Origin of the sequence: Rhizobium leguminosarum, from assembly GCF_019798305.1 — a bacterium.
GTDB lineage: Bacteria > Pseudomonadota > Alphaproteobacteria > Rhizobiales > Rhizobiaceae > Rhizobium > Rhizobium leguminosarum_U.
Genome location: NZ_JAAXDD010000009.1, coordinates 252,637 through 267,389 on the forward strand (window position 1 = coordinate 252,637; position 14,753 = coordinate 267,389).

Genomic DNA, 14,753 nt, shown 5'->3' on the forward strand with positions numbered 1-14,753 from the left:
CCGTCACAACAAGATGACGGCGTTTTACCACATCGTTTTCGCCGCCCGCCCCGGCCACTCCCGATCGTAGGTTTCCTGGTCGAAATCGCCGGTCGCGGCCTTCAGCATCTGCCCAGGCGTCGGCAGCTTCGCCGGATCGGCGAAGTGTTCTCCATTCCAGAGTTCGGCCCGCATCACGGCGCGCGCGCATTGAAAATAGACCTCGTCGATCGAGATGACGACGACGGTGCGCGGGTGTTTGCCGTCCATCTCGAAGCTCGAAAGCAACGCCTCATCGTCGGAGACGACGCCGCGGCCGTTGATGCGCATCGTCGTGTTCGAGCCGGGGATCAGGAACATCAGCGCCAGCCGCGGATCGCGCACGATGTTGGAGAGCGAATCGACCCGGTTGTTGCCGCGCCAATCCGGCAGATGCAGCGTCTCGTCGTCGGCGACGCGCACCACGCCGCCGAGATCGCCGCGCGGTGAACAATCGAGCCCTTCCGGCCCGACGGTCGCAAGCGCCGCAAATGGTGAGATCTCGATCATCTCCCGATAGAGCGGGGTCAATTGCTTCGTCACCTTGGTGACGGAGGCCGGCGAAAGTCCGGCGCCATAGATCGTGTTGAGCTCTTCGATGCTGCTGATGATTTTCATGAGGCGTCCCGCCGCGGCTTGATCTTCGCGACGGACGCTACAATGCCGCGCGCCTTGCCGGAAGCTCAAAAAACGGAATGATCTCCGCATCTTTTTTGATGTCTTTATCAGGCACTTCACCCACGCCCCGATCGCCGTCGAGAAACGCCGCGATCGCGGCAAGAACCGGTGCGGCGCCGATGATACGCCGGTGGCCGAAGCCGTTCGCCCAGAGAAGTCGAATGCCCTTTCCCGCCGCGCCGTACCGCCTGGCATGGAGAGACGACACCTCCTTATCATCTTCGGCATGGATGACGAGCACCGGCCGGCCGATGACGCCCGCCGCCTCGCCGGCGTCGAAATCCAAAAGTCTCCGGCCGGTGACGCGATGGACCTCGTTCTCCAGCGCCGCTTGCGTCGCAGGGCGAAGGCCGATCATCCGGCCGAAATCGGTAAACAGCCAGCCCATCTCGCTTGGCGCGCCGATCAGCACCAGTCGCTCGCCGCCAACAGGCGCAACGCCGGGCAGCAGGCCCGCCGCCGAGACCATCAGCGCCGCACCGCCGAAGGAATGGCCGATCTCCGCATCGAATGCGCCGAAGCGCGCCTCGGCCGCCGCGATCGTCTCGACCGCAAGCCCCATATGCAGGAAACGCCCGCCGGAACGGCCGTGGCCGGGAAAATCGAGCGCCACGACCTCCGCGCCCGTTGCCGAAAGCATCGAGACGAGTTCGGCCATATATGCCGCGCTCGATCCCCAGCCGTGCGTCACCAGGTAGCGCTTGCGTTTGCCCCTCGCCCCGCCGTTCAGCCGATAGGCGTGCGCTTGGCGTCCGCCGGAAAGCCGGAGGGTGAAACGTTCGGCGCCGGCAAGTCGGGCCGCACCCGCCACATGCGCCGCCCTCGCCTTTGCTCCCTTCGGCTTAGCCGATGGCGTCCGGCAGAACAGCCGGAACGCCGCTTTGCCTGCCAGATCAGGCGAAACCGCCTGCAGAACCGAAAACCCGAGGCGGGTGACGTCAAGCGCAAAGTTTGCCATAGTGGGATTCCAAAAGACTGTTCAACACTGAACAATAAAGTACAACGATGAACAAAAATCAATCCCTTCCCTGGGATCATCCGCGTTTTCGCAGCTGGATCGCGGTGGCACGCGCCTGCCAGCTGATGCAACAATCTCTTGCGCGCTCGCTTGCCGATCTCGACATCAAGCCGCCGCACCTCGATATCCTGGTCAATCTCTACCGCTTCGAAGGCATCTCACAGCAGGAGCTGGCGCGCAAACTCCTGGTCGGACGCTCCAATATGAGCATGCTGCTGCCGCAGATGGAAAAACGCGGTCTGATCCTTCGCCGCGATGACGAGCGCGACAAGCGCGTGCTGCGCCTCTATTTGACGCCAGAGGGTCGGAAGCTGAGTGAGGAAGCCATGGCCATCCAGACCGGCCTCATCGACCGCGTCCTGTCGGACGAGCCGATAGAGCAATGCATGGCGACTGCCGATTCGATGGAGCGCATCATCACTGTGCTGCTGAAAGATCTGCGCGACGAGGACTGATGTTCAATGCAGCGTCGGCGCCGCCTCCGTGCCCGTCAGCGAGCGGTATTCCCAGGCGGCGACGACGATCAGCACCAGCGTCGCCAGAATGCCCATTAGATAGACCTCGATGAAAGGCTCGACAAAGGCAAGCAGGATCAAAAACACCAGGCCGGCGAGATGCGAGAGCGGCATCCGCCCGCTGGTCGCGCCCTTGAACCAGAGATTGCCGATCAGGAACAGGCCGGAGCCGCCGAGCACGGCTGCGGCGATGCCGAGATCGCCGGTTTCGTGCGGATGCGAGAACATGAACTCGACCGCGACCGCATGGACGATGATGCCGGCAAGGATAGGGATATGCCCATAGGTGAAGGCCTGCCGCGCCAAGCTTCCCGGCGTCTCTTCATGCTCGATGCGGTGGGCGGCGCGCCCGTGGCCGAAGCGGAAGTAGAGCCACCACATGGCGACCGTGCCGATGAAAGCGGTGACGAAGACGACGCTGGTCAGTCCTGAGAACGGCAGCTCCGCAAAGGTGCGGCCGGACACGAGGATCGCTTCGCCGAGGCAGATGATCACGAAGAGTGCACAGCGCTCCGCCATGTGCGCGCCGGAAACGTCCCAGTCCCGCGCCGTGGAACGGCCGAGCCCCGGCACGGCAAAGCCCGCGGCCGGCCCGGCATATTCGATCGCAAGCGCTATCACCCAGGCGATCAGCCGGGCTTCATGCTCGAGCAGCCCGCCGGCAATCCAGAAGACCCCTGCTGCCACGAGCCAGGCGGTAATGCGGACGAAATTCAGCGTATTGGCGCGGTCGACGCGCGTCATCGCATAGGTCGTAAACAGCGAGCGCCCGACCTGCATCGCCACATAGGCGCAGGCAAACAGCAGCCCCTTGTCGCCGAAAGCCTCGGGGATGGAGGCAGACAGCAGCAGCCCGAGCATCATCAGCGCCACCAGCATCCCGCGCACCGGCATCTTGTCCGGATCGAGCCAGTTCGTCACCCAGGCGGTGAAGATCCACACCCACCAGACGGCGAAGGTCATCAGCGCCGCTTCGGCGGCACCGAGCGGCGTGTAGTGGGCGGCGAGCGCATGCGAGAGCTGCGAGATCGAAAAGACGAAGACCAGGTCGAAGAACAGTTCGAGGAAGGTCACCTTGTTGCTGCTGGCGCTGCCCTTGGCGCGCAGCCAGTTCTTTCCGTTCGTTTTCGCCATATGGCCCCCCGATGGCTGGAATTATGGGTCTATTGAAACTGATAGCGGCGCTCTCGTGAGCGTCAGCGCGGCTTCTCCGCCGTATCGCGGTTCATGCCCTTTTCGCGGAGCTCGTCTTCATAGGCGGAAAACAGCTCAGCGCCCCGTTCACCGAGCTCGCGCAGATAGGTCCAGGTGTAGATGCCGGTATCGTGCATGTCGTCGAAGCCGATCCGGACCGCGTAATTGCCGGTCGGCATCATCGAGATGATCGCGACATTGCGTTTGCCCGGCACCGTCACCTTCTGCCCCGGCCCATGGCCTTGCACCTCGGCCGAGGGCGACAGCACGCGCAAGAGTTCGGCCGACAGGTCGAAGCTCTGGCCGTCGTTGAAGGTCACCACCAGCCGCTGCCTGTCTTTCGAGACGCGAAGTTCGCTCGGCCAGATATCGCTCATCATTTTGTCCTCTTCTCATGCGAGGAGTAGGCGTTGATCTTTTTCAGCGCAAGCTGAAATTGGCATGCTCGCGCGGGCTGTTTCCCTTGACGCGACAATAGCATATGCCCACATTGATAAGAGTACGGAGATACAGGTGAACACCAGAATCGGAACGATAGGCAATGCATCGCCGCTGGTGGCAGGTGCGCACCCGATGATCGACCCCTTCGGGCGGGCGGTCACCTATCTCCGCGTCTCCGTCACCGACCGCTGCGATTTCCGCTGCACCTATTGCATGGCGGAGAATATGACCTTCCTGCCGAAGAAGGATCTCTTGACGCTGGAAGAGCTCGACCGGCTCTGTTCCGCCTTCATCGCCAAGGGTGTCAGCAAGATCAGGCTGACCGGCGGCGAGCCCCTGGTGCGCAAGAACATCATGTATCTGGTTCGCCAGCTCGGCCAGAAGATCGGCTCCGGCCTCGACGAATTGACGCTGACCACCAACGGCTCGCAGCTTTCGCGCCATGCCGAAGAGCTCTATGATTGCGGCGTGCGCCGGATCAACGTCTCGCTGGATACGCTCGATCCCGACAAGTTCCGCAAGATCACCCGCTGGGGCGATTTCGCCAAGGTCATGGAAGGCATCGACGCGGCTCAAAAGGCAGGATTGAAGATCAAGCTCAACGCCGTGGCGCTGAAGGATTTCAACGATGCCGAGATGCCGGAGCTGCTGCGCTTCGCCCATGGCCGCGGCATGGATCTCACCGTCATCGAAACCATGCCGATGGGCGAAATCGAAGAAGACCGCACCGACCGGTACCTGCCGCTTTCGAAGCTGCGCGCCGATCTCGAAGACCAGTTCACCCTTGCTGACATCGATTACCAGACCGGCGGCCCGGCGCGTTATGTCAGGGTCGAAGAAACCGGCGGCCGCCTCGGCTTCATCACGCCGATGACCCATAATTTCTGCGAGAGCTGCAACCGCGTCCGCCTGACCTGCACCGGCACGCTCTACATGTGCCTCGGCCAGAACGACGCCGCCGATCTGCGCGCCGCACTCCGCGCCACCGAAGACGACGCCCTCCTCCACGCCGCCATCGACGAGGCCATCACCCGCAAACCCAAAGGCCACGACTTCATCATCGACCGCACGCATAACCGGCCGGCCGTGGCAAGGCATATGAGTGTTACGGGTGGGTGAGAAGCGGTCCCGCAAAGCGGGAGCAATCGATCCAGTGAATCGATTGCAGCTTCGAACGCCCTGAGCCATGCGAAGGGCCGGGATACGGTGAGGCAGACTCCCTCTTCTCCCCAGCGGGTAGAAGATGCCCTTCAGGGCAGATGAGGGGGTGAGCGACGACAGGAGCGAATGCGCTGAGCGCAAGCGAAGAGCAATCAACGTTGTGCCGAGTGGCCCCCTCATCCGACCCTTCGGCCACCTTCTCCCCGCTGGGGAGAAGAGGGAGCCGCTCCTCATCACCCAGGCTTACGCGCACAAATCGCAAACCGCTCCTGCACCATACGCTCAAGCCCGCGCAGAAACGGCATCTTGCGGGCCTGCGCCCAATGGATGTCGGCGAGTTTGCGGTCGATGACGATATCCGTAAAACCGGCTTGGCGCAGAAGATCGACGACTGCTTCGGCCGGCATCTGGCTGGAGAAATGCACGCGTGAGCGGATCTTCTGGTGCCGCGCCATCATCTCCGGCGACATGTGGCTCGCCGGCGGCTTGCCGGTCACCTTCGTCCAGAGCTTCTGCAGGCCCTTGACCCAGGTATCCTTGCCCATATTGCCGTCGAGGATCAGCACCTTGCCGCCCGGCTTCAATACCGAGAACCATTCCCTAAAGGCCGAAGCCGGGTCCACCAGCGTCCAGACGAGATGGCGGTTGGTGATGACGTCGTAGCTGTCCTTCGGCTCCATCGTGTTTTCGGCGTCGCCGGAAACAAAGCGGATATCGGTGCCGCGCTTCTTCGCCTTGGCACGCGCCTGCGCAAGCATCGCATCCGACCAGTCGAGGCCGGTGACCGCAAAGCCGACATCATGCATCAGATGCGAGATGACGGCGGTGCCGCAGGCGAGATCGAGCGCCGCGCGCCCCTGCCCCTCGCCCAGATGTTTTCTGATCAGCCGCTGCCAGCCTTTCCGCTCAGCTTCCGAAAAGATTTCATGGCCGACGCTCTGGTCGAAGGTCGCCGCCCGTTCCGACCAGAAGTCGCGGATTTCATCGCGGATGGAGTAGTTCGTATTCATGGAATTCATCTGAGGCACCCCGGCATCGGATCAGTTTGGAAACGCTCTAAAACATAGAACTTGATTCATAAAGTCATATTTCTTATGCCTGCGAACATTATTCAGACACCGGGGGAATTTCCAGATGAATTTCGTGAAAATACTCGCAGTCTCCGCAGCGGCGATTGCGAGCCTGTTGCCGCTTTCGGCCTGGGCGCAGTCCTTCACCGTCAAGGATGTGGCCGGCCGTGAAGTGACCTTCGAGAAGCCGGTCGAGCGTGTGATCCTTGGGGAAGGCCGCATGCTTTACGCCGTCGCGCCGATCGAGAAGGAAGATCCCTTCGCCAAAATCGTCGGCTGGCGCAACGATCTCTGGACCACCGACAAGGACGGCTTCAACGCCTATGTCGAGAAGTTTCCGAAGGGCAAGGACCTGCCCTTCCTCGGCAACCTGACCGACGGCACGCTGCAGACCGAGACGGTCGTCAAGCTTCATCCCGACGTGCTGCTGCTGCCGATCGGCAACAAAGCGGCCGCCGACGAGGTGAAGCTTGAAGACATGCTGAACGGCATCGGCGTGAAGATCGTCTACATCGATTTCCGCGAGCATATCCTCGCCAACACCGAGCCGAGCTTGAAGATCCTCGGCCAGATCTTCGGCCATGAAGGCCGCGCCGAAGCCGTCGCCAGCTTCTGGAAAGAGCAGATGGCCCGCGTCACCGACAGACTGAAGGCCGCCAATCCGCCGAAGCCGAATGTCTTCATGTACCGCGCCGCAGGCCTGGTCGAATGCTGCGGCACCTTCGGTCCCGACAATTTCGGCCTGATGGTCGATTGGGCCGGCGGCCACAATCTCGGCTCCGATTTCCTGCCGGGCTATACCGGCTCGATCAATGCCGAGCAGGTCGTCGCCTCCAATCCTGACGTCATCGTCGTCACCGGTTCCAACTGGAGCCAGACCAAGAATGCCAAGGACTTTGTGAATGTCGGCCCGAATGCCGCCGTCACCTTCGACGACAGCCGCAAGGCGCTGAACACGCTGGTGGAAAACCCTGCCTTCACCGGCTCCAGAGCGGTTGCCGGCGGAAATGTCCATGCGATCTGGCACCAGTTCTATACCAGCCCCTACCAGTTCGTCGCCGTCCAGCAGCTGGCCAAGTGGTTCCATACGAACCTCTTTGCCGATCTCGATCCGGATGCCACCTTCAAGGAATTCCACGAAAAATTCCTGCCGGTCGCCTACCAGCCGGGTTACTGGGTCGACGCCAAGGCGGGTCAGTAGTCCAAAATGGCCGAGATCGCCGCCATATCGATCGAAGCCGAAGCCGGGAGGGAGCGCTACCGCGCCCTTGCCCGGCGCAAGCTGCTGATCCTTGCCGCCATGACGGCAGCGCTCTGCCTGTCCTTTGCCGTCGATCTCGCCTGGGGTCCGGCCCGCTATAGTCTTGCCGAGGTAGTCTCGGCCCTCCTCGATCCCTCCTCCGTTTCGGATCAGGTGCGAGCCGTCGTCTGGGACATCCGTATGCCGGTTGCCGTGATGGCGATCGTCGTCGGCGCATCGCTCTCCGTCGCCGGCGCGCAGATGCAGACGATCCTCGCCAATCCGCTCGCCAGCCCCTTCACGCTCGGCATTTCGGCGGCGGCAAGCTTCGGCGCCGCACTGGCGATCGTCACCAGCGTTCCGCTTCTGCCAGTCGCAGCCGGCCTGCTGGTGCCGGTTAATGCCTTCATCATGGCGCTGATCGCCACGCTCTTCATCCATTTCGTCTCGCAGGCCCGCGGCGTCTCGGTGCAGACCGTTGTGCTGCTCGGCATCGCACTGGTCTTCACCTTCAATGCCTTGCTCGCCTTCCTGCAATATCTCGCCTCAGAACAGGCGCTGTCGGCTGTCGTCTTCTGGACGATGGGCAGCCTTACCAAGGCCACCTGGCCGAAGATCTGGGTGACGCTCGCGGTTCTGCTGGCAGCACTTCCCCTCTTTGCCCGCAATGCCTGGGCACTGACCGCCATCCGCCTTGGCGAGGACAAGGCCGCGAGCTTCGGCGTCAACGTCCGCCGCATCCGGCTGGAAACCATGCTTGTGGTCTCGCTGCTTGCCGCAGTCCCCGTCAGCTTTGTCGGTACGATCGGTTTCGTCGGCCTCGTCGGGCCGCATATCGCACGCATGATCCTCGGCGAGGATCAGCGCTTCTTCCTGCCGGGCTCTGTCCTGTCGGGCGCGCTGCTCCTGTCACTGACCTCGATCGTCTCGAAGTCGATCATTCCGGGTGTCGTCTTCCCGATCGGCATCATCACCGCGCTGGTCGGCGTGCCCTTCTTCTTCTCGCTCATCCTCTCGAACAGGAGCCGGTCGTGGTAGCGCTTCAGTTGCAGTCGGTCGGCGCCTATCACGGTCGCAAGCTCTTCGTCGAGGACGTGACGACGCCGGTGATGACATCGGGCGAGGTCGTGGCGGTGATCGGCCCGAACGCTGCCGGCAAGTCGACCCTCTTCAAGCGCATCACCGGCCTCCTAAAAGGGCCGGGCCATGTCGTCGTCGAAGGCTCGAAGGCGAAAAACGCCATCGGCTACATGCCGCAGGATACCTCGGCAAACGCCGTGCTGACCGTCTACGAATCCATCCTGCTCGCCCGCAAGCAGGGCCAGTCCTGGGCCGTCAGCGACAGCGACCTCCGCTTCATCGACGAGATCATGAAAGCGCTCGATATGTCAGCCATCGCCTTCCGCGATCTGGGCGCGCTTTCCGGCGGCCAGCGCCAACTCGTCTCGATCGCCCAGGCCCTGGTCCGCGAACCCGAGATCATGCTGATGGACGAACCAACCAGCGCGCTCGATCTTCACCGCCAGGTCGAGGTCCTCGACTTCATGCGTCGACAGGCCCGCGCCAAAGGCATGATCGTGCTGATCGCCATCCACGATCTCAACCAGGCGCTCCGCTTCGCCGACAAGGTCCTCGTCATCGCCAACGGCCGCATGCACGCCTGCGGCACCCCCCGCGACGTCGTCACCGCCGAGATGCTGCGGGAGATCTACCGGGTCGAGGCCCGGGTCGAGAAATGCTCGATGGAATACGATCATGTGATCGTGGATGGGACAGCGCATTGAGGTGGGCAACAGCCTGCCTCGTCAGTTGATCAATCGCTGCGCGGTAAACTTGTCCGTAACAAGCATGTCGATGACCCCCACGCGGAGCGCGCCTGCAATCGCGTCAGTCTTTTTGGATCCGCCGGCAAGAGCAATGACCCGGTCCACTCGTTCAAGATCCTCGAGTGGAAGGCCGATAACCCGGTCGTCCAAGGGCGTCTTGACCGGCTTGCCGTTCTTATCGAAGAAGCGAAGAGAGATATCGCCGACGGCTCCCGCTTCCGCGAGATCAGACAGTTCGCGAGACGAAAAGATGTTGCCGGACCGGGCGAGAAGTTCGGACGGTTCGACTGCTCCGATCCCGACAATCGCAAGCGTTATGCTGCCGAACAGGTCCATCGTCTCCCGAACGTATGGATCGGCCTGCATAAGAAGCTTTGCCTCTCTGGACGTCGTAACGCCCTGCACAGCGAGCAGTTTCGGCTCAGCGCCGGTCAGCCGAGCAAGCCGCGTGGTAAGCTGCGTCGCATGCGTCTGCACTGAAGGATCGCCCATGCCGCCAAGGGTCTGGACGACGTATTTCGCCGGAGCGCTCTTCAGGGGATGAATGTTCTCGACCATCTTGGAGATGGTCTGGCTCCAACTCGAAACGCCGATGATCTCCCCTGGCGCAAGCGTCACCTCCAAGAGATGAGCCGCTGCCTCTCCGATACGGGCCATGATGGCGCCGTCCCGATCTTCCGTACACTCAACGACGATCGCCTCCGGCAGATCGTATCTTTCGCGAAGCGCGCTCTCAAGCTCGCTGTAGGTGCCAACGGGAGGGGTCACGCTGGTTCGCACAATATCTTCGGCCTCGGCACGCTTGAGCATGCGCGACACTGTCGCCTGCGACAGGCGAAGGTGCTGTGCGATCTCCGCCTGTCGCCGCCCCTCCAAGTGGTACATCTGGGCGACCCTTGAGATGAGGCGGAGTTCATTGAGGCGAGTCATCGCTAATCCTAGGGTGAATTTTTATTCATCATTAGCCGTTGTTTCGCGTGCCGTCGAGCGGGCAAGTGCATCATTCCAGGTATTCAGAAGCACCGCTCGATCCACGGGTTCCGGGTCAATGATATGTGAGCTCCGGGGCAGCTCCGCGATAACCTGAAGATCGCTCCACAAGCCAAGTGAGAGACCCGCGAGATATGCGGCTCCCAAAGCCGACGCCTCGGGTGCTTCGCATTGGATCACGGGATGCTCGATGAGGTTCGAGACACACTGCATCAGGAAGCGGTTTTGGCTCGGTCCGCCGTCCACATAGAGCGCCCCGAGCTCGCCGCCGCTTTGTGCTCGCATGGCGGCGATCACGTCGTGCACCTGGAAAGCGATCGAGTCGGTTACCGAGCGCGCCATTTGCGCACGTGTCGTATTGAAGTTGATCTGGGAGAACAGGGCACGGGCGTCGGAGTTCCAATAAGGTGCGCCCAGTCCCACGAATGCCGGCACGAAGCCCGGTCCGCCCGGTTCGGCGCTCGCCGCAAGTTCGACAAGGGCCGCCACGTCCGAAAGGCCGAGAATGCCTGCCATCCAGGGGAGACTGGCGGCGCAGACGAGAATATTGCCTTCGAAAGCGAAAGTCGGCTTTCCATGGAGACGCCATGCGACGGTCGTTGTGACGCCGTTGCGTGGGGGAATAAATCGCGGAAGCGTCGTCATCACCGAAGAGCCGGTTCCGAAGGTTACCTTGCCATCACCCGGCTTGAATGCTCCATGACCGAACAGCGCAGCATGACTGTCTCCGATCACGGCCATTATCGGAGTTCCATCCGGCACGCCTGGCAACCCTTGCGTCCTGCCGAAGTCGGCAGAGCTGTCGAGTACCTCGGGGAGGAGCGCGATATCCACGTCGAAAATCTCGCCAAGTTCCTCGCTCCATCTCTGCTCCCGGAGATCGAACAACTGGCTCCTGGCGGCATTGGAAGCGTCGCAAAAATGCCGGCGCCCGCCCGTCAGGCAGTGGACGAGCCAACTGTCGACCGTTCCCAGCCGCACCGATCGCCCGGCCGGAATACGGTCGAGCAGCCATCGGAATTTCGAACCCGGGAACATCGGATCCAGTGGCAGGCCCGTGAGCGCCTGCACCCGCTGAAGGTGGCCTTCGACAATGAGACGTTCGCAATCCTGTGCCGTTCGACGGCACTGCCAGCTCACCACCGGTCCAAGTGCTTCTCCGGTTTCGGCGTCCCAGGCAGTGACCGACTCGCGCTGGTTGGAAATCGCTACGGCCTCGACAGCCACGTCGGGGACGGCCTTCAGGCAGGCGTCGATCGCCTCGCAGACGGATGCGTAGAGCCGGCGTGGGTCTTGTTCGACCCAGCCTGGTTTCGGATAGGCGATGCCGACTGGAGCCGAACCTCTGCCAACAATTTCTCCCGTTTCGGAAACGAGAACTGCCTTTGAATTGGTCGTGCCCTGGTCGATTGCCAGAATTGCCTGCATTCTATCCTCCCCGGATCAGACGGCAGCCGGGACGACAAAAAGCGTCCCGGCTAGAGCAATTCCAGGAAAAGTGCCAAGCGGTTTTCCGTCCGGAATTGCGTAAGAACAAAAGTCACGTCATCCCAGTTACTTGCGCCTGATCAGCGACTGCGCGGCGTCGGCGATTGCGGACGGCGCCATCCCGAATTCGTCAAGCAGGAACTCTGCCGAACCGGTCGGAGCGTAGACGCCGGGAACTCCGAGACGTTTCATCGGGACTGGAGCATTGTCGACCACCACTTCGGCTACCGCGGAGCCGAGCCCGCCAAAGATCGAATGCTCTTCGGCTGTGACGATCGCTCCGGTTTCCTTCGCCGCGGCGATGATGGCGTCCTCGTCGATCGGACGAACCGTTGCAAGGTTGAGCACTCTGGCGTTGATACCGCGTTCTGCCAGGATCTCGGCAGCCTTTAAGATTCGATGAGTCAAAGTGCCGTTTGCGATAAGGGTGACGTCAGAACCCTGGCGAAGCAGATTTGCCTTGCCGAGTTCGAATTTGTGACCCTCCGGAAGCAGATCAGGCACACCTACGCGAGACAGACGCAGGAAACAGGGGCCGTTGTAGGCCGCGGCCCACTCAACCGCAGCAGCTGTTTCGATGCGGTCACAAGGCGCAATGACCGGAAGATTAGGCAGAACCCGCGTCCAGGCAAAATCCTCGATCGAGTGATGGGTCGGGCCGAGTTCGCCATACGCCATTCCGGAAGAAATGCCGACCAGCTTGACGTTGGCATTCGAATACGAAATATCGGCCTTGATCTGCTCCAGCGACCGTCCCGTTAGAAACGGAGCGGCGGCGCACACGAACGGAAGGCGTCCGCCACTGGCGAGGCCTGCTGCAACCCCCACCATGTTCTGCTCGGCAATACCGACATTGACGAGGCGCTCTCCAAACTTCGCCTTGAAGCCGCCGAGCTTGGAGGAGCCCACGGAGTCGTTGCAGACGGCAACGATCGTTTCGTTTTCGGCTGCCAGCCGCTCAAGCGTGGTGGCGAATGCGTCGCGGCAATCGTAGAGCTTGGGTGCGTTTATTGGCGCGTTCATGACAGTGCCTCCGACAATTCTGCCAATGCGATTTCGTATTGTTCCTTGCTCGGTACCTTGTGATGCCAGTCGACTCGGTCTTGCATGAACGAGATTCCATGCCCCTTGTTGGTGTGGGCCACGATGCAATGCGGTCTCGATACCCGGTATTCGAGGGCTGACACGACTTCGCTCATATTGTTCCCGTTGATCTCGGTGACTTCCCAATCGAAAGCTTCAAGTTTCGGACGAAGCGGGGCGAGATCGTTTGTTTCCGCCAGGGCGGCGCCCTGCTGGAACCTGTTGTGGTCGATGACCAGCGTCAAGTTATCGAGCTTGAACTGCGCAGCCGCCATGATCGCTTCCCAGTTGGAGCCCTCCTGCATCTCACCGTCGCCGGTGACGACATAGGTGTGATATTTTGCGCCTGAAAGCTTGGCGGCTTTTGCCATTCCTATTGCGACCGGGAGGCCGTGGCCGAGCGGGCCGGTATTCGTTTCGACGCCAGGGACCTTGTTGCAATTTGGATGCCCGTTCAGCCTCGAATGCGGCTGCAAAAAGGTGGAAATCTCTTCCTCCGGGATGAAGCCGCGTTTTGCGAGCGTCACATACAGAGCGCATGCGGTGTGCCCCTTCGAAAGAACGAACCTGTCGCGGTCGGGGTGCTTCGGCTGATCGGGCCAGACATTCAGCACACGAAAATAGAGGGCAGTCAAAATGTCGATGACCGACATTTCCCCGCCAATATGGCCGGCGCCCGCTTCAAAGACCGCCTGGAGATCGCGCAATCGGATCTCGCGAGCGACCCGCTCGAGTTCTGTCGTATTCATGGATTCCTCTCATGCATAAATATTCAGTTATCAATATTTTTGCACAAGACACCGATTAGTCAAGCCCTTTAAGTGCTACACCAACAGTTGCAAGTCTAGAAATCCTGTTGACAGCCGGAAAGCAACTTGTTAATGAATTTTCCAGCATAAGTGAATATTTATTCGCAGAATGAATTGCAGTCAGCCTAGGCATAGGGAGGAACAATGGTGGCGCTCGATATCAATGAACACGGGCTTTCGTCCGGCGCCTGGTTGAGCAAGCTCAAGGGAGCCACCGGCCCGCTCGTGGGGCTGCTCGCGCTTTGCGTTTTCCTGAGCCTCAGCACCGACACGTTTCTTTCGGTTCGCAACGGCCTCAACATCCTCGATCAGATCACTGTCCTCGGCATCATGGCCGTCGGAATGACCTTTGTCATTCTGATCGGCGGCATCGATCTCTCCGTCGGCTCGGCACTCGCTCTTGCGATGATGGTCATGGGCTGGACTGCGAATGTCGCCGGCCTACCGCTGCCGGTCGGGATCGCTTTTGCTCTGGTCGCATCGGGCGTTTCGGGGCTGATCGTCGGACTTCTGGTGACGCAGTTCAGGGTTCCAGCCTTTATTGCCACTCTTGCGATGATGTCCGCGGCTCGCGGCGTTGCAAATATGATCACGGACGGCCAGCAAATCGTCGGATTTCCCGACTGGTTCATGATGCTGGCAATCGATCGCCATTTCGGCGTGTTGACAGCCACTGTGTTTCTCATGCTTGCGGTTGTTCTTGCCGCGTGGCTTTTCCTGCACTTCCGGTCCGAAGGTCGTATGCTCTACGCGGTGGGAGGAAATCCGGAAGTCGCACGCCTGGCCGGCATCAACGTCCCGCTCGTGACGATAGCCGTCTATGTCGTGAGTGCCGTCCTTGCGGGGCTCGCCGGCATCGTGCTCGCCGCGCGGCTGGATTCCGTCCAGCCGTCCAGTGGTCTGGGCTATGAACTGGACACCATCGCTGCGGTCGTCATCGGCGGGACTTCGCTCTCCGGCGGCGCGGGCGGCATCGGTGGAACGCTGATCGGTGTTCTTATCATCGGCGTCCTTCGCAACGGGCTCAATCTTCTCAACGTCTCACCGTTCCTGCAGCAAGTGATCATCGGCATCGTCATCGTGCTCGCGGTCGGCGCGGAGACTATTCGTCGGCGTCGCGCCTAACGAACGAGGTCCGCCGCGATGGCGGACCAGGAATTCCGCTCCAAGGGTTTGGGGCGGATCAATACCCCGAGGGGGAGGACATACCCGAGGGTTCCAT

General features: G+C 61.2%; 15 protein-coding genes. 6 read left to right on the top strand and 9 right to left on the bottom strand.

The annotated features are described in order from the left end of the window. Positions 1-24: 24 nt before the first annotated feature. Positions 25-636, bottom strand: coding sequence for a pyridoxamine 5'-phosphate oxidase family protein (locus tag HFO99_RS18240; protein ID WP_105006345.1), 612 nt, complete (start codon positions 634-636; stop codon positions 25-27). Between the two features lie 37 nt (positions 637-673). Beyond that, complete coding sequence (locus HFO99_RS18245; RefSeq protein WP_222362676.1) at positions 674-1,654, bottom strand: alpha/beta hydrolase; 981 nt, start codon at positions 1,652-1,654, stop codon at positions 674-676. A 47-nt stretch (positions 1,655-1,701) separates the two neighbouring features. Between HFO99_RS18245 and HFO99_RS18250 the strand changes: the two genes are divergently transcribed. Next, complete coding sequence (locus HFO99_RS18250) at positions 1,702-2,169, top strand: MarR family winged helix-turn-helix transcriptional regulator (RefSeq protein WP_011652244.1); 468 nt, start codon at positions 1,702-1,704, stop codon at positions 2,167-2,169. A gap of 3 nt (positions 2,170-2,172) precedes the next feature. On the opposite strand, the gene HFO99_RS18255 is transcribed toward HFO99_RS18250, so the two are convergent. Further along, positions 2,173-3,363: a low temperature requirement protein A gene (locus tag HFO99_RS18255; protein ID WP_222362679.1), complete on the bottom strand. Its 1,191-nt coding sequence runs from the start codon at positions 3,361-3,363 to the stop codon at positions 2,173-2,175. A 62-nt stretch (positions 3,364-3,425) separates the two neighbouring features. After that, on the bottom strand, positions 3,426-3,800 hold the full coding sequence (locus tag HFO99_RS18260; protein WP_032992510.1) for a gamma-butyrobetaine hydroxylase-like domain-containing protein: 375 nt from the start codon (positions 3,798-3,800) through the stop codon (positions 3,426-3,428). A gap of 136 nt (positions 3,801-3,936) precedes the next feature. Here HFO99_RS18260 and moaA point away from each other — a divergent pair, with 136 nt between their 5' ends. Then, on the top strand, positions 3,937-4,983 hold the full coding sequence (gene moaA / locus HFO99_RS18265; protein ID WP_222362681.1) for a GTP 3',8-cyclase MoaA: 1,047 nt from the start codon (positions 3,937-3,939) through the stop codon (positions 4,981-4,983). A 275-nt stretch (positions 4,984-5,258) separates the two neighbouring features. Here moaA and HFO99_RS18270 read toward each other — a convergent pair whose 3' ends face one another. Beyond that, the gene (locus HFO99_RS18270) at positions 5,259-6,044 is read right to left on the bottom strand and encodes a class I SAM-dependent methyltransferase (protein ID WP_222362684.1); all 786 of its coding nucleotides are present in this window, start codon (positions 6,042-6,044) and stop codon (positions 5,259-5,261) included. A gap of 115 nt (positions 6,045-6,159) precedes the next feature. Here HFO99_RS18270 and HFO99_RS18275 point away from each other — a divergent pair, with 115 nt between their 5' ends. Genes HFO99_RS18275 through HFO99_RS18285 form a run of 3 tightly spaced genes read left to right on the top strand, consistent with a single transcriptional unit; the run spans position 6,160 to position 9,119 of the window. Next, the gene (locus tag HFO99_RS18275) at positions 6,160-7,296 is read left to right on the top strand and encodes an ABC transporter substrate-binding protein (RefSeq protein ID WP_222362688.1); all 1,137 of its coding nucleotides are present in this window, start codon (positions 6,160-6,162) and stop codon (positions 7,294-7,296) included. A 6-nt stretch (positions 7,297-7,302) separates the two neighbouring features. After that, entirely contained in the window at positions 7,303-8,373 is a 1,071-nt protein-coding gene (locus HFO99_RS18280; protein WP_222362689.1) for a FecCD family ABC transporter permease, read from the top strand. Then, a complete protein-coding gene (locus HFO99_RS18285; protein ID WP_222334897.1) occupies positions 8,367-9,119 on the top strand; it encodes an ABC transporter ATP-binding protein in 753 nt (250 codons plus the stop codon). Before HFO99_RS18280 ends, HFO99_RS18285 begins: the two co-directional genes overlap by 7 nt. Positions 9,120-9,140: 21 nt before the next feature. On the opposite strand, the gene HFO99_RS18290 is transcribed toward HFO99_RS18285, so the two are convergent. From HFO99_RS18290 to HFO99_RS18305, 4 genes are all read right to left on the bottom strand, one after another. After that, positions 9,141-10,091 (bottom strand): sugar-binding transcriptional regulator, encoded by a 951-nt coding sequence (locus tag HFO99_RS18290; RefSeq protein WP_025394819.1) that lies wholly within the window; start codon positions 10,089-10,091, stop codon positions 9,141-9,143. 21 nt (positions 10,092-10,112) lie between these two features. Beyond that, positions 10,113-11,579, bottom strand: a complete 1,467-nt coding sequence (locus tag HFO99_RS18295) for an FGGY family carbohydrate kinase (RefSeq protein ID WP_222362691.1) — start codon at positions 11,577-11,579, stop codon at positions 10,113-10,115. A gap of 126 nt (positions 11,580-11,705) precedes the next feature. Next, the gene (locus HFO99_RS18300; RefSeq protein WP_222362693.1) at positions 11,706-12,662 is read right to left on the bottom strand and encodes a transketolase family protein; all 957 of its coding nucleotides are present in this window, start codon (positions 12,660-12,662) and stop codon (positions 11,706-11,708) included. Further along, complete coding sequence (locus tag HFO99_RS18305) at positions 12,659-13,471, bottom strand: transketolase (RefSeq protein ID WP_222362695.1); 813 nt, start codon at positions 13,469-13,471, stop codon at positions 12,659-12,661. The genes HFO99_RS18300 and HFO99_RS18305 overlap by 4 nt, the downstream gene beginning before the upstream one ends. A gap of 204 nt (positions 13,472-13,675) precedes the next feature. On the opposite strand from HFO99_RS18305, the gene HFO99_RS18310 reads away from it, so the two are divergent. Further along, on the top strand, positions 13,676-14,656 hold the full coding sequence (locus HFO99_RS18310; RefSeq protein ID WP_131642397.1) for an ABC transporter permease: 981 nt from the start codon (positions 13,676-13,678) through the stop codon (positions 14,654-14,656). Positions 14,657-14,753 lie beyond the last annotated feature (97 nt).